This window comes from Variovorax sp. P1_G12 (assembly GCF_056405555.1).
This window is the reverse complement of the sequence record NZ_JBFUBW010000003.1, coordinates 19,550-39,985: the sequence shown is the minus strand read 5'-3', so window position 1 is coordinate 39,985 and position 20,436 is coordinate 19,550. Positions and strand designations below refer to the sequence as shown.

Genomic DNA, 20,436 nt, shown 5'->3' with positions numbered 1-20,436 from the left:
GTCAGGCTCTCCTGGCTGCCGCGGTCCGGCGCCGCACACGCGTCGACGGTGCAGAAGGCGTCGCGGGCGCGGCGATCGCCGGCACGACCGGGACCAGGAGGCTGCGGATGTGCGCGAGCATCGACGTCTGCTCGGCCGAAGGCACGATACGCTGTACCCGCCGGTCCGCCAGCACGCGCTCCAGCAGCGTCAGCAGCCGCTTGCGGTCCTGCGGGCGCGCCAGCAAGACGGGCAGCGTGGCCAGCGCCTGCTGTGGTTCGTAGCGGGCGATGATGTCCTGCTCGCCGCCGATGCGGCGTATTTCGTCGAGCGGCAGCTGGGGCAGCAGGTCGCCGTAGTCCTCGATCAGTTCGTGGGCGAGGTGCAGCCGCGACAGCGGCAGCGGCGTGTCCTCATGCGCCATCAGGAAAGCGACACGCGCCAGCGCCTCGGCATACCCGCCCTGGTCGATGGCGGCGAGCGCCCGCTTCACGAAGGGCAGATCGCGGGGGTTCAACGGCTGCGCCTGCGGCTCGTCGCCGATGCCCTGATCGCCGCCATAAAGGGCAAACATGTTGCCGTAGACCTGGAAGAAGGCAGCTTCCCCCATCGCGTCGCGCAGGGCGCGCCAGCCGTCGAGCGAGGCACTGATGAGTTCCGAACCGGTCGACTCAAGCTGCCGCAGGGGATGGTCCGGCGCGACCGCCTGGCGCGCGGCCTTCACCTGCTGCGCCGCCGGCGCCAGCCACCAGGTGAACGGGTTCAGGTCGGACAGCGCCCAGCGCTGGAAGCGCAGCGGGTGGAACGCGCGCCCCAGGGCCGCACCGGCCTCGCTGGACAGCGCCTGCGCCACGGGGCGGCCGAACAGCTCGTAGGCGCGCTGGTTGAATTCCGAGACAGCCTTCATGGCCTGGAACGGCTTCTCGTCCTCGCGGCGGTAGTGGTTCAGTCGCGCAACGACGTCTTCGAGCCGGATTTCAACGAAGCTCACGTCATAGAGGGTCTTGCCGGCGTCATCCGTCTGCTCCGCGATCTCCATTCCGTACAGGCCAGGCGGCAGCGCCTCGATGGACTGCAGGGCCGACACGATCTGGGCGTGCTCCTTCTTCGCCACCCGCCCGGACACGAAGATGCCCAGGTGGCCGATGTCCTGGTGCATCAGGCCGACGATCACCTGGCCGCGCGCCTTGATCTCCTCGGTGCTGCCGTACACGTCGGCAACCCAGTTGAAGGCCTGCTGCGGCGGCGTGATGTTGTCGCCCAGCGAGGCGAACAGCACGACCGGCACCTTGACGTCGCGCAAGTCGAATCCCATGCCGGCGCCGGAGTGCTCGCCCGCCCAGAGCCTGTTGCCGACGAACAGGTTTTGCGTGATCCATTCGATCTCCTCGCGGTTCAGCAGGAAGTAGCCGCCCCACCAGCGTTCGAACTCGAGAAAGCGCGCGGGCTCCGTGTCCGCGTTGGCGAAGACGTGGTAGTACTTGTCCCAGAAGGTGTTGGCCGGGTTCAGGTTCTCGAAGTTCTGCACCAGCCAGGCGCCGTCGAACTTGCCCGCGCCGAGATCGGAGGTGAGCGAGGCAAGCCAGCTGCCGCCGAGCAGCCCGCCCGCATAGCGCATCGGGTTGTCGCCCGCGCCTTCGCTCCAGGCGCCGCCCCAGTAGGACATCGGTGCGCCCACGACGACGAGCGGGCCGGTGTCGTCGGGATTGGCCGCGGCCAGCATCATCGCGGCCCAGCCGCCCTGGCAGTTGCCGACGATCGCGGGCTTCGGCGCATCGGAATGGAGCGCGCGAACGCACCGCACGAACTCGCGCTCGGCGTTGCACACGTCCAGCAGCGTCTGGCCGGGCTCGGGATCGCGGAAGAAGATGACGAAGTACACCGGGTGGCCGGCGGCCAGGGCGACGCCCACTTCCGAGTCCTCCTTGAAGCCGCCGATGCCAGGACCGTGGCCGCCCCGCGGATCGATGATCAGGTAGGGACGGCGGCGCGCATCCACCTTCATGCCATCCGGCGGCACGATGCGCAGCAGCGCGTAATTGACCGGACGCTCCATCGTGCGCCCGTCCATGACCATCTCGTGCGCGAAGTGCAGCATCGGCGGCAGGCCTTGCCGCTCGTGCTCGATGAAGTTGTTGCCGCGCTGGCGCAGCCCGTCCCAGAGCAGCACCGCGCGCTGGGCGAAGTCGACGCCGTATTGCGCGGCGTCCACCCCGGCCTGCCAGGGCAGCAGCGGTTTCTTCACCAAGGCCGCCAGCTGCCGATCGCCTGCCTGCCGCACGCGTTCGGCCAAGTGCTTCGCGGCCACCGTGGTCCGGTGTTCGAACGCCTTGGCCACCTCTTTGGAGATCTCCTGGCTCTCGACAAGCTGTTTCGCTGGATTTTTCATAGGGTCGTTCCTTCGTTGGAGGTCAGTTCGTTTGGGAGTCGATGTGGAAGACCCGGCCGGTCTTCGTCGGTGAGGATGGGGCGCCGCGCCATGGCCGTGATCTCAGGAAGCCAGCACCACGTGACCGGGAGCCGCGTCGGCGCTGCCGGCCGGCGCGCGGCGGACCTTGAACCACGCCGCGTACAGGGCGGGCACGAAGAAGATGGTCAGCACCGTGGCGATGGTCAGGCCGCCCATGATCGCGAGAGCCATCGGGCCCCAGAACACGCTGCGCGTGAGCGGGAGCATCGCAAGCACGGTGGCGGCGGCGGTCAGCACCACGGGGCGCGTCCGGTGCAGGGCGGCATCGACGATGGCATTCCAGGCGTCGCGGCCTTCCTCCATCTCGATGCGCACCTGGTCGATCAGGATCACCGAGTTGCGCATGATCATGCCGCCGAGCGCGATGATGCCCAGGATCGCCACGAAGCCGAGCGGGGCGCGGAACGCCAGCAGGGCTGCGACCACGCCGATCAGGCCGAGCGGGGCGGTGAGGAACACCATCGCCATCTTCGAGAAGTCCTGCAGCTGGAGCATGAGGATCAGCAGGATGGTGAGCACCATCACCGGCGCCACGGCGGCGAGGGCCTGGTTTGCCTTTTCGCTTTCTTCCACGGCGCCGCCGGTGTCGACGCGGTAGCCGGCTGGCAGCTTCGCCTCGATGTCCTTGAGCAGCGGCTCGATTTCCTTCGTCACGGACACGGGCTGCTCGCCGTCCTTGACGTCGGCACGCACGGTAATGGCCATGTCGCGATTGCGCCGCCACAGCACGGGCTCTTCGAGCTCGTACTTCACCTTCGCCACTGCGGACAGCGGCACGACGGTGCCGTTGCGCGTGTAGATGTTCACGTCCTTCAGCGTGTCCAGGTCCAGGCGCTCCTTCGGCACGGCACGCGCAACGATGTCCACCAGGTTCTCGTGCTCGCGCAGCTGCGACAGGGTCGCGCCGTTCATCACGCTCTGGGTGACGAGATTCACGTCGGCGGGCGTAAGACCCAGCGCACGGGCCTTGTCCTGGTCGAGGTCGACCTTGAGCGTGCGGACCGGGTCGTTCCAGTCGAACTGCACGTCACGCACCTTCGGGCTCGAGGACATGACCTGTTCGACCTGGCGGGCGATCTCGCGCACCTTCTGCGTGTCGGGGCCGACCACGCGGAACTGCACCGGGTAGCCCACCGCGGGGCCCATCTCCAGACGCGTGACACGAACCCAGGCTTGAGGGAATTCCTTGTCGACCGTGGCCATCACCCGCAAGCGCACACGTTCGCGCGCTTCCATGTCCTTCGTCATCACGATGAACTGGGCGTAGCCGGGGTTGGGCAGCTCGGGCGACAGCGCGAGGTAGAAGCGCGGCGCGCCTGCGCCTGTGTAGGCGGTGAAGAAGCGCACTTCCTCGTCCTTCTTCAGCACCGCTTCCATGCGCTTGACCTGTTCGGTCGCTGCCTGGAACGACGAGCCTTCCTTCAAGCGCAGGTCGAGGATCAGTTCGGGGCGCTCGCTGTTCGGGAAGAACTGCTGCGGGACGAACTTCATGCCGGCCAGCGCGAGCACCAGGGCGCCCCCCGTCACGGCGATGATCAGCCAGCGCTTGTCCAGCGCGAAGTCGATCCAGCCGCGCAGCTTGCGGTAGAAGGGGGTGTCGTAGGGGTCGCCGTGGTGGTTTTTGCCGAAGTCCTTCGGCAGCATCTTCACCGCGAGGTAGGGCACGATCATGCCCGAGCAGAGCCACGAGAACACCACGGCAACGCCCACGATCCAGAAGATGCCGCCCGCGTATTCGGCGGTGGTGGAGTGCGCGAAGCCGATCGGCATGAAGCCCGCGACCGTGATGAGGGCGCCCGAAAGGCGGGGCATGGCGGTGGCGGAATAGGAGAAGGCGGCCGCCTTCGCGCGGTCCCACCCTCCTTCCATCTTCACCACCATCATCTCGATCGCGATGATCGCGTCGTCCACCAGCAGACCGAGCGCGATGATGAGCGAGCCGAGCGATATGCGCTCCAGGTTCCAGCCCATCGCGAGCATCACCATGGCGACCACGCCGAGCACCAGCGGCACCGAGATGGCGACGATGAGGCCGGTGCGGAAGCCCAGGCTCAGCAGGCTCACCGCCATCACGATCACGAGGGCTTCCATCAGCGAGCGCTCGAATTCCCACACGGAATCCTTCACGGTGGTGGGCTGGTCGGCGACGCGCTCCAGCTCCACGCCGTGCGGCAGTTCGGATTGCACCTTGGCGACCGCGTCTTCCACGGCCTTGCCGAGCTCGACGACGTTGCCGTCGTCGGTCATCACGATGCCGACCATCAGCACGTCCTGGCCGTTGTGGCGGATGGTGTAGGTCGGCGGGTCCTGGAAGCCGCGCGTCACTGTCGCGATGTCGCCGAGCTTGATCGTCCGGCCCCCCGCGGAGACCGGCACGTTGCGGATGTCGTCCAGATTCGTGAACTGGCCGCTCACGCGCATGAACACGCGGTCGTCCTTCGTGTCGATGGAGCCGCCGGGCATCATGGCGTTCTGGCTCTTCAGGCTCTCGGCGATCGCGAGCGGCGTGATGCCGAGCGTGGCCAGGCGCTGGTTGGAGAACTCCACGTACACCTTCGGGTCCTGCTTGCCCAGGAGGTCGACCTTCTTCACGTAGGGCGCCTTGAGCAGGCGGCGCTTGATGTCCTCGGAGATGTCCGACAGCTCCGCGTGCCCGATGCCGTCACCCTTGACGGCGTAGAGCAGGGAGTAGACGTCGCCGAACTCGTCGTTGAAGATCGGGCCGACGACGCCGTCGGGCAGTTCGAGCTTGAGGTCGGAGAACTTCTTGCGCGCCTGGTACCAGGCTTCCTGCTGGTCCTTGTGCGAGGTGCCGCCCTTCACGGTGATCGTCATGCCGCCGTAGCCCTGGCGCGCAAAGGTGACGACCTTCTCGAAGTGGTCGAGCTGCTCGAACTTCTTCTCGATGCGGTTCAGGAGTTCGTCCTGGATCTGCTGCGCGCTGGCGCCGGGCCAGATCACTGTCGCCGTCATCGACGGCACGGAGAACTTGGGGTCCTCGAGCTGGCCGAGCTTCGAGAAGCTGAAGACGCCCGCGATGGCAACCACGATGATCAGGAAGAGCACCACGGCGCGATGCCCGAGCGCCCATTCGGTGAGGTTGAAGTTGTTCATTGGGCGGCCTGCTTCGTGCTGTCTGCTTCAGCGAGCGTCGCATCGGGCAGCGCGACCTTCAATCCGGGCGCCATCTTCTGCACTCCCGCGGTGACGACCTGCCCGCCGGCCGGCAGGCCGGAGACCAGCGCGAGGTCGTTGCGGTAGCCGATCACTGCCACAGGCATCAGGTTGACGCTGCCCACCGGCTCCTTGCCGGCGCGCCTGACCACCCAGACCGCCGGACGGCCATTCGCCTGGGTGAGCGCGGTGGCGGGAATCGCGGCAGCCTGCACGTCCGAGACCACCCGGTCGGTCACCAGCGTGGCCGTCGCGCCCAGCGGCAACGGCCGGGCACCCACCGGCTTCAACCGGGCGCGGTAGGTGCGTGTCTGCGCGGCGGCCTGCGGCGAAATCTCGCGCAGCGAAACCTCGAAGAAGTCGGCGGGCGCGCTCGCCAGCGACGCCTTGAAGTGCGCCGACTTGAAATCCGCGACCTGGTCCTCAGGCACATCGACGACGACTTCCGGCGTGCCAGGGTCGGCGATCGCGACCACCGGCAGCCCTTCGGCGACCACCTGGCCCACCTCGATGCGCACCGCGGTGACCACGCCGCTGCGCGAGGCGCGCAGCACCGTGTACTTCAGGCGATTGCGGGCGAGTTCGAGCTGACGCGCCTGCGCCCCTTCGGCCGCCTGCGCCGTTTCCGCTCCGCTGTGGGAATGCTCGTCGTCGGCCACGCTGACCGAGCCGTCGGCTTTCAGCGAACCCAGGCGCTTGCGGTCCGATGCGGCCTGGCGGGACTGTGTGACGGCAGCCGACCATTGCTGGCCCGCGGCCTCCTCGGCCAATCGGTAGTCGCTGTCGTCCAGCACCGCGAGGATGTCGCCTTCATGCACGATCTGGCCGACATCGACCTTGCGCTGAGCGACCTTGCCGCCCACGCGGAAGGCCTGGTCGACTTCGTAGCGGGACTGCACGGTACCCGCATAGCGGTTGGCTTCGCGGGCGGCGTCATATCGGACATCGGCAATGCGCACCGGCCGGGGCGCTTCGGTGTGCGGCTTGTCAGGGCTGCACGCGGAGAGTAGAGCGGCGACGGCCAAAGCGCCGGCCACGGAAAGAGAGTTCTTCAAGACAGTACCTCGTGGAAAGCGACGGGTTTCAGGAATGCGACGCGGGGGTAGCGCCGACGGAAGTGGATTGCGCGGTGGGTTGGGCGGCAGGCTCGAACACCTGCCAGCCCCCGCCCAGCGCCTTGTAGAGCTGCACGCTGTCGAGCAGCAGCTGGGTGTTGCTTTCGTTGGCGCTCAGTCCCACTGCCAAACGCGAGCGCTGCGCATCCAGCAGCGGCAGCAGGTCGATCTGGCCGCGGTCGTAGAGCGATTGGGCGCGGCCGAGGGCCGCCTCCGCGGACGCGGCGGCGCTCTGCAGCGACTTCGAGCGCTGCCGTTCCGAGGAGAGCGCGACCAGAGCGTTCTCCACGTCCTCCAGCGCGCGCACCATGCCATCCTCGGCGCGCAGCAGCGCTTCGCGCTGGCCGCTCTCGGCGATGTCATTGATCGCCCGCGTGCGACCGGCGTTGAAGATCGGCATCGCGAGCAGGGCCGCCACGTTGGTGTAGCGGGCGGAACCCAGGCCGATGCCGTTCAGCTCCACATTCTGGCGGCCGAACGACGCGTCGAGAAATAGCCGAGGGAACCACTCGGCTGCAGCCTGCTGGCGGCGCGCGTTGGCCGCATCGAGCTGCGCCATCAGGGCGAGCACATCGGGCCGGCGTTGCAGCAGCGCGGCAGGTTGTCCCGGCTGGGCCTGGGGCACGACCAGGTTGCCGCGCCAGGGCGCGACTTGCGCGGCATTGAAGGCCTGATCGCCGATCAGCACCGCGATGCGATGCCGAGAGACCGCCGCAACCGTCTCCAGCGGCGGGATCTGTGCGTGCGCCGATTCGGCCTCGGTCTGCGCGCGCTCGACGTCGAACGCCGTCGCGAGGCCGGCGCGCTGGCGCGCCTGCACCAGGCGCAGGGTCTCGTCACGGGCGGCCGAGATCGCGCGCAGGGTGTCGAGCTGGCGGATCGCGCCCACCAGCGTGAAGTAGTTGGTGGCGACGTCGGTCATCACCAGCAGGCGCACGCCGCGCAAGCCGTCTTCCACCGCCAGCGCGTCCGCTGCAGCTGCGGCCGCGCCTGCACGCAGGCGACCGCTCAGGTCGATCTCCCACGCGACATCGAGGCCAGCGCTGCCGGTCTTGGTGTCCGGCTGCAACTTCTTCACGGCGTCACCGTAGCCGCTGCTGCGATCGCTGCCCGAGCCGACGGCGCTGACGCTGGGCATCAGGAAGGACCGGCTGACCGTCACGCCGGAACGCGCTGCCCGCAAGCGCTCGGCGGCAATCTTGACGTCGCGGTTCTCGCGCTCGGCACGGCGCACCAGGTCGGTCAACACCGGGTCGTGGAAAGTTTCCCACCAGGCGGCCTCGGGCTCGACGTCGGAGGGCGTGCTCGCGGCGAACTGCGCCGGCACGTCGATCGCCGGATGGGCGGCCGGCGTGGAACAGCCGGTGGACACCAGGGCGATCGCTGCGGCCAGTGCTGCCACGACGAAGAGACCGGCTGGCTGATGGGCCGGTGGGGGGGGCTTCTGCCTGGCCTTGTGGGACGGCGAAAGGGCGGATGGAAGTGGCATCGGAGTGGACTCGTGTGGATTCGAGGGGTTTGAGCGTAGGGCGCGATGCGCTCGGAGTCGTCAGCGTTGCGTCGGCGTTCGGTCGGTATGCGAGGCGGGCCTCCGGACGGCCCGGCGCGCTCATGCGGCCGGGTCGTCCTGCGGGCGGTCCGCCGCCCCTGCCTCCAGGTCGCTGGCAATGGATTGCAGCAACTCGTGGGCAGTCGCAAATTCGCGCTGGCGCCCGGTGACCAGGTTTTCAAGTCGGCCCGCGAAAGCCTCGGGAGTGGCGTCGCTGCGCAGTTTCAGCACGTAGGCCCGACGGTTCGGGTATTTGGATTCAGGGTTCAGCACCATGGCAGCTTGTGGATGAGAGAAGTTCGGCGTCAGCGTAGGCCCGTCCCCGAGTCGGGTCGTCAGCGAAAGGTCGACGAACGGTCGAAATCGGGCTCGCATGCAAGCGCGACGGAATCCCGACCTGTTGCTGACGACGCGGGCGGCTGGCGTCTCTAGCATCACGGCCCATCACTACCGCCCGCCCCCGCCGGGCCCCGGCACATGAACCTCAAGCTCACACCCGGACGGCTGCTTGCCGCCGCCATCGTCGTCCTGTCCATCTGGATCGTTCACGACTTCATCGAGGCCCTGCTGGCGGCCTGCGTGACCGCGATCGCGAGCTGGCCGCTCTATGCCGCATTCAGGGACCGCTTGCCGAGCCGCATCGGCAAGAGCGCAGGCGCCGCGTTGTTCACTGGCGCGATCACGACGTTCGTGCTGGCTCCCATGTTCTTCGCCTGCGGGGCGCTACTGAGCGAGGCGCACGCGTTGCTGTTGGACCTCGCGGCCGCCGACAGCCGCGGGCTCGGCGTGCCCGAATGGCTGGCGAACGCCCCCGTCATGGGGCCCTGGCTGGCTGCGCGCTGGCAAAGCCAACTCGTCAACCCAGGGGCGCTGCAGCTGCTGACGCAACACACCGCCCCCTCCTCACTTCTCGGCTGGGCGCAGGCGCTCGGACAGTTCACCGCCCGGCATGTGCTGATCGTCGGGTTCGCGATCCTGCTCCTGGCTTTCCTCTACCGAGAAGGCGCGTCGCTGAAGTTCGAACTGAGCCGCGGGCTGCGTGAGGCCGTCGGTGACCGAGCCGAACGCTATATCGACATCGCCACGCGCGCCGTGCGGGCCTCCGTGAACAGCATGCTGGTCGTGGCGTTGTTCGACGGCCTCGCGACAGCGCTGGCGTACACACTCGCCGGCGCACCGCGCGCGCTGCTCTGGGCCGCGATCACAGGTTCGCTGGCCGCCGTGCCTTTCCTTGGCTATGGGGCAGTGGCCGCAATGACGGTGCAACTCGCGCTGAAGGGCGGTCCAACGACGGCACTGATGTCGCTTCTACTGGGATGCGCGGTGTTGATCACAGGCGACAAGCTGGTGCGGCCGATGGTGGCCAGCGGCGGGATGCGGTTGCCGTTCGTCTGGGTGTTGATGGGCTGCATCGGCGGCTTGGGCGTGCTGGGCCTGACTGGGGTGGTGATCGGCCCGGTGGTGCTGACCCTGGCTTGGGAACTGTGGGAGCAGCGGGTGCGCGAGCCCCGGCGTTGACGCGCTGACGGCGGGCGCGTTGTCAGGCGGGCTTCACGCACACGGGATTGACTGCGCGCGACGCACCGGCACGGTGTCGCGGGCTTCGGGCAGCTGGCTGACGAGCGCGGCGAGAGCACGGCGCTCCGGGGTCGACGCTTCGTGATGCTCGCACAGGTCGACGAGCGCGAGCAGTTCGAGCCAGGGCGCCTGCTGGGCCTGCGCCTCCTCGATCGCGCGTCGGACCGAGGCGGCACCGGCGTCGGCCCGGCCTTGCGCGCGGGCGATCGATGCTTCCAGCAGCCACAGCTGCGGCAAGTACACCCGCTCGGCCAACTCGTCCGCAACCTGCAGGGCTTCCTGGAGTTGGACTTGCGCAGCGTCAAGGTCGCCAGCCAGCAGAAGCGCCTGTGCCGCATAGCCCAATACTTCGCTAGCGCCGGAGCGCATGCCGAGCCGGGCGTTCTCTTCGCAGGCCTCTCGAATCAGGCGGTGGCCCTCGAGCGGCGCACCGTTCCAGGCCTCTGCCCAACCGCGGTACCAGCGACATGCCGTCCGGCCCTGCGCCAGGGAGAACTCGTCGACCAGCGCCTGCATTTCCTCGGCAAGGGCCGCAACCCGCTCGGCGTTGCCCAGGCGCACCTCGAGCAGCGCCTCGTGCCAAGTGGCGACGAGCTGCGTCATCGGCTGTCGCAACTCGCGCGCGCGGTCGTGCGAGCGTTGCACATGCGCCCGGGCCTGCTCGACGAGGCCCCGGTGCACGAACTCGATGGCCAGCATGCCAAGCAGCGTCACCTGCGGATCGGCGACGAATATCTCCCTGGCCACGAAGTCGAGCGACTCGGCGGCTGCGAGCCCGCGCTCGATCCATGCGAGCGCCGCCTGCGGCCGGCCCTGGAGCTGGTGCACCTCGCCGTTCACGATGCACGCGGCCAGCATCAGCGCCGGATCGTTGGATCCGGATGCGAGCGCCTCGGCGCGCTGCGCCACCGCCAGCGCTTGCGCATACTCGCCGCGCAGGCTCAGCACGTAGCCAAAGCCGTGCAGCAACAGCCCGCGCATCGCGTGCTCTGACTGGCCCCGCAGCAGCGCGTACGCGCGTTCGAAAGCGTTTCTCGTCTCGCTGCCAACGCCGAGCGATTGGAAGGCCGCCACGCCGTGCAGGGTAGCGATCACGATCTCGAGTGCATCGCGCTCTTCTGTTTCCGGCGCCTTTTGAAGCAGGGCCGAGGCCCGCTCGGTGAGGCTGATGCAGGACGCTGGGCTGAAGTGCAGAAGCGCTGCTTCCGCCGCCTCGGCGTAGTACTGCAGTGCGATCATCGACCGGCGCCCGCGGTCGAAGTGCATGGCCAATTCCGCGGCGGCGACCGGCACACCGGCCGCGCGCTCGCGTTCCAGGGCCGCCCCGACCTTCAGGTGCAGTTGCGTGCGGGCGGACAGCGCCGTGCGGTCGTACAGCACTTGGCGGAATAGCGCATGCCGGAACGCGTAGGGCGGTTCGGCCGTCTCGTCGCCCTCGCCTGAGCGCGGCGCCGTGAGCCACACGTGCTCGCGAACCAACTCCTCGCAGGCATGGGCCACCGATGCGACGTCGCGCTCCAGGGCGAGTGCCACCGTATGGACGCGAAACTCCACCCCACACACGCCCGCCGCCGCAAGCAGGGCCCGCGGCTCGCTACTCAACTTGGCGATGTAGTGGTCGATGATGGCTGCCAGATTCTCCGGTACCACTGCAGCCGCGAGCCGCGCCTCCACCGCCGCGTCGTCCGTCGTGCGATCCATCACCTCGGTAATGACCGAAGAGACAAAAAGAGGCACACCGTCCGTGCGCTCGTGCAGCGCGCGCACGAATGCCTCGTCGCGCGCCAGCGAGGCCGAGCGTTGCGCGATGTAGTCTGCGACCTCGGTTTCCGAGAACGGGTCCAGCACGACTTCGTCGCATAGGCGGTGTGGACGCAGCTCGCGCCGCAGCGGGTTGAGCGGGTGGTCCAGCGCGATCACTTCGGCAAGGCGAAAGCTGGACAGCCACATCAGACGCGCGCGCCCGCGCCGCCGCGCGACGTAGTCGATCAGCTGGATGGTCGCCCGGTCGCTCCAGTGCAGGTCCTCCGTGACCAGCAGCAGCGGACGCTGCTCGGTGTAGCGATCCAAAAGCTCGGCCATCTCGCGCAACATGCGGTCCGGGCCGACACCGGCGAGTTCTCGGCGCAGCGCGTCGCGTTCCTCCGTCGTGCTCAGCCACGGGAGCTGCAGCAGCCAGGTCGGCGCCACGGTGCGCAGCAGGGCCGGCAGCGAGCGGTCGCCGCGACACAGCTCGGCCAGCGCTTCCAGCACCGGCAAGTATGGCTCGGCCGTGCCGTAGTGCTCCACGCACTGCCCTCGCGCGCAGGCGATGTCGCCGAGGCCGGCGACGAAGTGTTCGATCAGCGTGGTCTTGCCGATACCCGGTTCGCCGGCGACCCAGACCACCGCACGCTTCCCGCCGCAGGCCTGCTCCCACCCCTGCTGCAGCCGGGCGATAGCGTCCGCGCGGCCGACGAACGGCTGCGAAGGCCACAGGTCCGCCGCCACCGTCGCAGCGAGAGGCGGTGCCAGGTGCGCGGCGGCCGGCACCGCGATGAAGCGATAGCCGCGGCGCGACACCGTCTCTATCACGCGCGGCTCGCGCGGGTTGTCGCCGAGCACCGTGCGCAGATCGCTGATCGCCGTCTTGAGCACCGATTCGCTGACGAACTGGTGGCCCCATACCGAATCGAGCAGCGCATCCTTGGTCAGCAGCGAGCCGGGCTGGCGTGCGAGCGCACACAACAAATTGAAGGGTGTGGGCGCGAGCGCGACGGCCTTTCCGTTGCGCAGCAGGCAGGCGTTCGCCTCGTCGAGATCGAACTCCTCAAAGCTGATCCGAACGGGAGGCGAGTTGGACTGCGAGTGCGTCACGCGCGCGACTTGTGAGAGGACAGCCACGAATTATCGGCGCACCTGGGAATCAAGTCATGTCGGTGCGGCAGCGGCAGCCAGCCTCAAACGACTTCACGACGCTCGACGACTTGCCGAATCGGCTTGGCAACCGCTGGCGCCGGGATGTCCGAGGTCTCGGTGAGCAAACCCGCTGCAAGGATTTCCACCGGCTTCAACGGGCTGTTCGCAATTTCCTGTGCGCTCTCCGGGTCCAGACCCAGCCCGCGCAACGCGGCCGCGGCACTCAGTTCCGCAAAGTCGCTCTCGCAACCTGGCTCGAGCATGCGATGCGTCGCGCCGAGGACTGCACCCGCCACGATGTTGAGGGCCAGCGCGATCGGCATGCGCAAGAAGCGACCCTGCCGAATGCCTTCGGTCAGATCCCTCCGCACGAAGTCGAGCAGCATGTTGGGGCCTCGCGCGTCCGGCCATCCGAGGCGGACCAGGAATGCGGCGGCCAGCGGGTGGTCGATAGCCAACCTGGCCACGAGTCGAATACCACTCGACACCCGTTCAGCCGGATCGTCGTAGCTGCGTACCACGGGCTCGGCCATCCCGATCAGCTCGTTGGCGATCTCGATGGCCAGTTCCCGGACCAATGCGTCTGGCGACGGAAAGTACTTGTAGAACGTGCCGCGCGACACCTCGGCGGCGGAAATCACATCGTCGATCGATGTCGCCGTCGGCCCCTTCTCCGCGACGAGCCTCATCGCACTTGCGAGCAGTCGGGCCCTCATGCGTTCTCGTCGCTCGGCCGCGACGCGCTGGCGGTGGTCTTGCGTTTGCATGGGTGAATTGTGCCTAGTGGACGACTAAGTATAAACGACAAGTTTGTCATGATGACAATGTTGTTATTATGAATGTGTCGACGCCACCTGCGGGCAGCGGCGGCACTTCTTCGTCGAGCAAAGGTTCAATGGTTCCGGCTCGGCTTTCATTACATTTTTTGAAGCGAGGCCCACCTGTGAGAGGCTCCACCGCAGTACTTCGGCAGCCCGAGTCGTACCCCGAAGGCCGGCTCCCCACTGATGTCCAGCGACTGCCACGACCACCAGCCCTTGGTCGCGCGGTCGAGTTGGCCTTCCTGCGCTGGCAAAAACGCCGGCTGGCGCCCACTGAGCGCTTCTGGCGCGACTTCGGCTTTCGTATCGTCAGCTCCACGCCTCAGCGTCTTGTGGCGCGAGGAACCGGGACTGCGCCGTGTATTGCAATCGCCGAAGCCGCACTTCAGGATCGCTTCGTCGGCCCCGCGTTTGTCATGTCGGACGAAACCGATCTGCACCGCTACGTGGAGCAGATGGGGGCGCATTGGCTGCCCCTCGAAATCCTGCCGGCGGGCGGGCGCGGCGTTGAGCTGCTTGACCCAGGCGGTCGTAGCGTATGGCTGCTGCAGGATCAACGGCGGGTCGCGTCACTGCCGATGCGCGAGGCCGTCCCGCCGGCCACCAACACAGCTCAGCACACCCCCCGCGTCAATCGCGCCGTGCGCACGCCCATCGAACCGGCGCGCGTCGTCCGACTCGGGCATTTGGTCCTGCAGACGGTGGACTTCGCGCGCATGGCTGAGTGGTACATGCATGCACTCGGGCTGATTCCCACGGATGTGCAGTACCTTTCCGACGGCAGCCCTAGTCTCGCGTTCTGCCGGCTCGATCTCGGTGCTCAACCCGCTGATCACCACACACTGGTGATCGTCGGCGGCATCGAGGAAAAGATCGAGCACAGCGCCTACGAGGTCATCGATCTGGATGCGCTTGGACAGGGACAGCAGGTGCTTCGCGCCCAGGGTCACCGGCACATGTGGGGCATTGGCCGACACTTGCTCGGCAGTCAGCTCTTCGACTACTGGTTCGATCCCGACGGCTTCGAGTACGAGCACTACACGGACGGCGACGTCTTCACCGCAGATGTGGAGACTGTCTACTCACCACTCGAATTCGGCGGCATCTGGTCCTGGGGCGCCGACGCGCCCGCATCGATGAAGCCCAAAAAGAACCTGCGCACCCTCCTGCAGGTGCTGAAGCTCGTTCTCCGCGGGGACATCACGCCGCAGCGTCTCAAGCTCATGAGCGCGGCACTCGGTGCGCCCGCTCGCCCTTGGCTCTAACTCTCCCTCAACACACACCATGTCCTGCACGATCATTCGATACGCCGAAGACGGCATGCCTCGATGGGGCGTCAAATTCGGGCGCCTTATTGCCCCCTTGCAAGTCAATGCGTCCAGCACCGGCGAGCTTCTTTCCGGCCACTGGAGTCTGCTCTGGGCCACCCAGGCGGCGCAGGCCGTGGTGCCGATCGAAAACGTCCAGCTTCTGCCGCCGGTGACACATCATCAGCAGTTCATCTGCCAAGGCGTGAATTACCGCAGCCACATCGCCGAATCGGGCCTGCGCGCCGAGGACTTCCCCTTCAACACGATCTTCACCAAGGCGCCTTCGTGCATCACGGCGGCGGATGCGCCGGTGACCCGCCCCGCTCATGTTCACCTGCTCGACTATGAGATCGAGCTCGGCATCGTGTTGCGTAGGCAGTTGCCCGCCGGCACGCAGGTGACCAGCGACGGGCTGCCGCAGTGGCTGGCCGGGGTGACGATCGTCAATGACCTGTCCGCACGCGACGTCCAGTTGCCGCAAGGCCAGTTCTACAAGGGCAAGAGCTACAGGGGCTTCGGCCCGGTCGGTCCCGTCCTGGTTCTGCTCACGCCGCCGGAGTGGGCACGCTGGCCCGAGTTGCATCTGCGCCTGGGCGTCAATGGCCAGACGCGGCAGGACGCCTACTGCGCTGAGATGATCCATGGCCCCGCGGCCACGCTCACCGAACTCTCGGCGCTGCACGATCTTCATCCCGGCGACCTGATTGCCACCGGAACGCCCGCGGGCTGCGCCGCGCGCGCGCCGGGAAAGGCCGCGATGTTCATCGCCAAACACCTGCTCAGCGACGCCGGCAAGTGGCGTATGTTCGTGAGCAAGGGGCGCACCAGTCCGGCCTACCTGCGGCCGGGCGACTGCATCAGCGCGTCGATTCGCACCGACGACGGTGCTATCGACCTCGGAGAACAGACGACTTCGATCACCCCACCATGAACGCGCCACTCCCCAAGCTCACTGTGCCGCGGCTCGACACTGACATCCTGCTGGTCGGACTCGGTCCAGTCGGCGCCGCGCTGGCCAATCTGCTCGGCCGCTACGGCGTGCGCGTGATCGCCATCGACAAGGCGACCGCCATCTTCGAAAAGCCGCGCGCGATCGCGCTGGACAACGAGGCGCTGCGCATACTTCAAATGGCCGGCGTGCGCGATGGCGAGTTCGAGACCGTCGCCATCCCGCAAGTGCAGTACCACTCCCCGCTGTTCGGCCGCTTCGCCTGCATCAACAGCGCCGGCATCATCGACGGGCACCCTGCGCTCGTCACCTTCTACCAGCCGGAGCTCGAACGGCTGCTGCGCGAGAAGCTTGCGCAGTATCCGGGCATCGAGGTGCGGCTCGGCAGCGAGCTCGCCGCCTTCGTGGACGATGGCCGGTTCATCCGTGCGCGGCTGGAGGACGCCGTCGGCCATGAGACCTATGTGCGCGCGCGGTACCTCATCGGGGCCGACGGCGCAGGCTCGCTGGTACGGCGCACGCTGGATCTGGACTTCGAAGGCCGCAGTTTCTACCAGGACTGGCTGATCGTCGATGCGCTCGATGTGCCGGCCCCGATCGACCACGTCGAGTTCATCTGCGACCCGCGGCGCCCCACCCCGCGCATGGCGGCTCCCGGCGGTCGGCAGCGGTGGGAGTTCATGCTTCGTCGCGGCGAGCGGCCAGAAGAGATGGAGAGACCGGAGTCGGTGCGGCGATTGCTCGCGCCATGGTGCGACAGCGAGCGCATCCGTATCGAGCGCACGGCGGTCTATCGCTTCCATGCGCGCGCGGCGAAGCGCTTCTCCAAGGGCCGGGCCTTCCTCGTGGGCGATGCTGCGCACATCACACCGCCTTTCGCCGGCCAGGGCCTGGTCGCCGGATTGCGCGACGCGGCCAATCTGGCCTGGAAGCTCGCCTGGGTCGTGCAGGGACGGGCGAACGAGCGGGTGCTCGACAGCTACGACACCGAGCGAAGGCCCCATGCCATGAAGATCATCCGCCTGGCGCGCATGCTCGGCGCGATCGTGATGCCGCAACACCGCGCTGCCGCGTTCGCTGTGCACGGTCTGATGAGCCTGCTGCGCCTGCTGCCGGCCGGCCGCGCGATATTCGAGGACATGAAGATCAAGCCGCAAAACACCTTCGCCCGAGGCTTGTTCTGGCGCGTGCGCGGCAGCGAGCGGCTGCGTGCCGGGGCCATGCTGCCGCAAGGCTGGGTTCGGCCAGCCGTCAATGGCGTGCCGATCCTCAGCGACGACGCTCTGGGACTGCAATGGGCGCTGATCGGCTTTGGCGTAGATGCCTCAGCCAAGATTCCGGCCGAGTTGCTGCAGCGCTGGCAAGCTTCAGGCGGACGGGTGTGGCAGTGGTGCCAGCGATCGCAGGCGCAGCATCTCGCACCGCCTGCGCAGCGGCTGGAGGCGCTCGATGAGGCCCTTCTACCACGCCGGGTACCACTTGGCTGGGTCGCGATCGTCAGGCCTGACCGCTGCGTGCTGGCGGAAGGCCCGGTAGCCGACTGCGAGGCAATGCTGCGGCGAGCGCTTGAGCTCGTCGCGCCGCCTGGGGCGACATCGCCAACTCCGGCCCATGACATGGAGGGCGCCCACCATGCGGCGTGAACTGGTATGCACAGTGGCGGCTTCGCCACCGCACCTGGCCGTGCGCAGTGTCGAACCGCCCCATCCCGGCGCTGGTGACGTTCTGGTGCGAGTTCACGCCACCTCGGTAAACCCGATCGATGTCAAGCGCGCGGCCGGCTATGGCAGCCGCCTGCTGGGGCTCAAGGGCGCTTCGCGCTTTCCGCTCGTGCTGGGCAACGACGTCGCCGGCATCATCGAAGCCGTGGGCACCGGTGTGACGCGCTTCGCCCGCGGGCAACGCGTGTTCGGTCTGCTCGCCACCGGCCGGGCGGGCGGCGCGCATGCATCACACGTCGCGGTGCCGCAGGACCTCTTGCTGCCCGCGCCGCACGACGCGGATCCGACCGCGCTCGCGGTGCTGCCCTATTCGTTCACGACAATGTGGCTCGCGCTGCGCTCGAGCGGGATCAGCGCTGGCAACGCGCGCGGAGCCCGCGTGCTGATCAACGGCGCCAGCGGTGGCCTCGGACGGCTGGCCATTCAGGTACTTCGCCACTGGGGTAGCGAGATCACAGCGATCTGCGGGAGAGGCCAAAGCCAGGCCGGCCTGGACCTCGGTGCCCAGGTGGCCGTCGAGCATGGCCCGGCTTGCATCGAGTCGCTGCCCTCGGATTTCGACGTGGTGCTGAACTTCGCGAACTGGGACGACGATGCTCGCCTCGCGTCCCGGCTCGGCGCGGGGGCCATGGGCCAGGCGACCACGGTGCACCCCTTGCTTGCGAACTTCGACCGGCTGGGATGGCTGGGCGGGGCGTGGGCGAGTCGCCGCGACAGGAACCAGGTCCGCGCTATCGTCGCTTCACGCGCGCCAAAAGCCAGCTACGCCTGGACCATCTTCAAGCCCGACCGCGATGCCCTCGAGGCGCTCGCCAAGGGCGTTCGAGCCCGAAGGATCGCGCTGCCGATCGGCATCGCCGTGCCCTTCGACAACGCCAGCGCCGCGTTCGACCACGTGTCGGCAGGCCTTCCCGGCCGAGCGGTTCTCCTGCCGTGACGCCAATGTCAATTTGGTGAAAAGCATGAACGGAATCGCCTCCATCGCAGACCTGCTCGCTCTCGAAAGCGAGCACGACGGCCTGCTGCCGAACAGCACCTACGAGATGATCGGCGCCGCAGCGCGCGCCCACCCCGACGCGCCGGCGCTGTCGTTCTTCCCGCGCGTCGAAGATCATGCGCGGCCAGAAGTCTGGAACTACGAGACGCTGTTCTCTCGCATCACGGCCACGGCCAACTTCCTCCACGAACTGGGCGTCGGTGCCGACGATGTGGTCGCCTTCGCGTTGCCCAATCTGCCGCAGACCCATCTTGCGATCTGGGGCGGCCAGGCGGCCGGCATTGCGTTCGCCATCAATCCCATGCTGGAGCCCGCGGCCATCGTCGAGCTGCTCGCCGCTGGCCAAGCGAAGGTGCTGATCACGCTGGCACCCGTTGCCGGCATGGACCTGTGGTCGAGGCTGCAGCCGCTGCTCGGCCGTGTCAGCAGCCTCGAACACGTCGTGCTGGTCGACCTGGCCGGTCAGGTCCCCGAGGTCGCGGGCGTGGCTCCGAGCGAGACAAGGGGTCGCTTCAGCGTGCGCGACTTCGCGCAAGGGCTGCGCTCACAGCCGGTGGACCGCCTCGTCAGCGGGCGTGTGATCCGCCCCGGCGACCGGTCGTCCTATTTCTGCACCGGCGGCACCACCGGCGCGCCCAAGATCGCGATGCGCACCCACGGGAACGAGGTCGCCAACGCGTGGAGCACCGGCCAGTTCCTCGGCGATGGCATCTCGGCGGGGAAAACCCTTTTCTGTGGCCTGCCCCTCTTCCATGTCAATGGTGTCCTGGTCACTGGCTTGCTGCCCTTCTCACGCGGCGCACACGTGATCATCGGCACACCCTCGGGCTATCGCGGCGACGGCGTCATCAAGCACTTCTGGGAGCTGGTCGAGCACCACCAGATCAACTTCTTCAGTGGTGTTCCGACGGTCTATGCGGCACTGATGCAGCAGCCGACGCAGGATCGCGACCTCAGTTCGCTGGAATACGGGCTCTGCGGGGCCGCACCGATGCCGGTGGAACTGATGCGCGCCTTCCAGGAATTCACGGGGCTGAAGATCCTCGAGGGTTACGGCCTGACCGAGGGAACCTGCGTCAGCACCTGCAATCCTCCGCTGGGCGAGCGGCGCGCCGGGTCGATCGGCCTGCGCGTGCCCTTGCAGGCCATGAAAGCCGTCATGCTGGACGACGCGGGGGTTTACGTGCGCGACTGCGCGGTCGGCGAGGCAGGCGTGCTCGCGATCAGCGGTCCCAATGCATTTGCCGGCTATCGCGACCCCGATCAGGCCAAAGGGCTCTGGCTGGATCTGGGCGACGGCCGGCGATGGATGAACACCGGCGACCTGGGCCGACAGGACGCTGAAGGCTACTTCTACCTGACCGGACGAAAGAAGGAGCTCATCATCCGCGGCGGCCACAACATAGACCCCGCGAGCATCGAGGAGCCGCTGCACCGACATCCGTCCGTGCAACTCGTCGCTGCGATCGGCCGCCCCGACGTGCACGCGGGCGAGCTGCCGGTCGCCTACGTGCAACTCAGGCCCGGCTTTCGAACGACCGAGGAAGAGCTGCTGTCCTTCGCCAGGGACCAGATCACCGAACGCGCAGCAATGCCGAAGGCGATCAGGTTGGTGACGTCCATGCCGCTGACCGGCGTCGGCAAGATCTTCAAGCCTGAGCTCAGGCAGCGCGAGATCATGGGCGCGCTGCGAACGGCGCTGGACGAGGCGGGCGCACCGACTTCTCGGCTCGAGGTCATCAATGACCCGCGCCTCGGCGTTCAGGTCGAGGCCACGGTGACGCGTAGCGCCACTGTGGGCATTGCTCGCAAGATCCTGGGCCAGTTTCCGTTCCGCTTCGAAGTGTCGTGAACAAGCTGCGATCAATGATGGTG

General features: G+C 67.6%; 13 protein-coding genes. 6 read left to right on the top strand and 7 right to left on the bottom strand.

Annotation, left to right across the window (positions count from 1 at the left end):
* Position 1 precedes the first annotated feature (1 nt).
* From AC1D2O_RS04310 to AC1D2O_RS04290, 5 genes are all read right to left on the bottom strand, one after another.
* A complete protein-coding gene (locus tag AC1D2O_RS04310; protein WP_478156295.1) occupies positions 2–2,368 on the bottom strand; it encodes a DUF3141 domain-containing protein in 2,367 nt (788 codons plus the stop codon).
* Between the two features lie 102 nt (positions 2,369–2,470).
* A complete protein-coding gene (locus tag AC1D2O_RS04305) occupies positions 2,471–5,563 on the bottom strand; it encodes an efflux RND transporter permease subunit (RefSeq protein WP_478085531.1) in 3,093 nt (1,030 codons plus the stop codon).
* Entirely contained in the window at positions 5,560–6,678 is a 1,119-nt protein-coding gene (locus tag AC1D2O_RS04300; protein ID WP_478085529.1) for an efflux RND transporter periplasmic adaptor subunit, read from the bottom strand. The genes AC1D2O_RS04305 and AC1D2O_RS04300 overlap by 4 nt, the downstream gene beginning before the upstream one ends.
* 28 nt (positions 6,679–6,706) lie before the next feature.
* Complete coding sequence (locus AC1D2O_RS04295; RefSeq protein ID WP_478085527.1) at positions 6,707–8,227, bottom strand: efflux transporter outer membrane subunit; 1,521 nt, start codon at positions 8,225–8,227, stop codon at positions 6,707–6,709.
* Positions 8,228–8,347: 120 nt separating this feature from the next.
* Positions 8,348–8,563: a hypothetical protein gene (locus AC1D2O_RS04290; protein ID WP_478085526.1), complete on the bottom strand. Its 216-nt coding sequence runs from the start codon at positions 8,561–8,563 to the stop codon at positions 8,348–8,350.
* 201 nt (positions 8,564–8,764) lie between these two features.
* Between AC1D2O_RS04290 and AC1D2O_RS04285 the strand changes: the two genes are divergently transcribed.
* Complete coding sequence (locus tag AC1D2O_RS04285) at positions 8,765–9,805, top strand: AI-2E family transporter (protein ID WP_478085525.1); 1,041 nt, start codon at positions 8,765–8,767, stop codon at positions 9,803–9,805.
* 33 nt (positions 9,806–9,838) lie between these two features.
* Here the strand turns inward: AC1D2O_RS04285 and AC1D2O_RS04280 are convergent, their stop codons facing one another.
* Together AC1D2O_RS04280 and AC1D2O_RS04275 are read right to left on the bottom strand one after the other, a co-directional pair.
* On the bottom strand, positions 9,839–12,721 hold the full coding sequence (locus tag AC1D2O_RS04280) for an AAA family ATPase (protein ID WP_478156294.1): 2,883 nt from the start codon (positions 12,719–12,721) through the stop codon (positions 9,839–9,841).
* An 83-nt stretch (positions 12,722–12,804) separates the two neighbouring features.
* Positions 12,805–13,530, bottom strand: coding sequence for a TetR/AcrR family transcriptional regulator (locus AC1D2O_RS04275; RefSeq protein WP_478085522.1), 726 nt, complete (start codon positions 13,528–13,530; stop codon positions 12,805–12,807).
* Between the two features lie 287 nt (positions 13,531–13,817).
* Here AC1D2O_RS04275 and AC1D2O_RS04270 point away from each other — a divergent pair, with 287 nt between their 5' ends.
* From AC1D2O_RS04270 to AC1D2O_RS04250, 5 genes are read left to right on the top strand one after another with little or no spacing between them, the layout of a single operon-like run.
* The gene (locus AC1D2O_RS04270; protein WP_478085521.1) at positions 13,818–14,849 is read left to right on the top strand and encodes a VOC family protein; all 1,032 of its coding nucleotides are present in this window, start codon (positions 13,818–13,820) and stop codon (positions 14,847–14,849) included.
* A 19-nt stretch (positions 14,850–14,868) separates the two neighbouring features.
* Positions 14,869–15,825, top strand: coding sequence for a fumarylacetoacetate hydrolase family protein (locus tag AC1D2O_RS04265; RefSeq protein ID WP_478085520.1), 957 nt, complete (start codon positions 14,869–14,871; stop codon positions 15,823–15,825).
* A gap of 23 nt (positions 15,826–15,848) precedes the next feature.
* On the top strand, positions 15,849–17,486 hold the full coding sequence (locus tag AC1D2O_RS04260) for a bifunctional 3-(3-hydroxy-phenyl)propionate/3-hydroxycinnamic acid hydroxylase (RefSeq protein WP_478156292.1): 1,638 nt from the start codon (positions 15,849–15,851) through the stop codon (positions 17,484–17,486).
* On the top strand, positions 17,476–18,501 hold the full coding sequence (locus AC1D2O_RS04255) for an alcohol dehydrogenase catalytic domain-containing protein (RefSeq protein ID WP_478085518.1): 1,026 nt from the start codon (positions 17,476–17,478) through the stop codon (positions 18,499–18,501). Before AC1D2O_RS04260 ends, AC1D2O_RS04255 begins: the two co-directional genes overlap by 11 nt.
* A 25-nt stretch (positions 18,502–18,526) precedes the next feature.
* Positions 18,527–20,413: an acyl-CoA synthetase gene (locus AC1D2O_RS04250; RefSeq protein ID WP_478085517.1), complete on the top strand. Its 1,887-nt coding sequence runs from the start codon at positions 18,527–18,529 to the stop codon at positions 20,411–20,413.
* Positions 20,414–20,436: the final 23 nt, after the last annotated feature.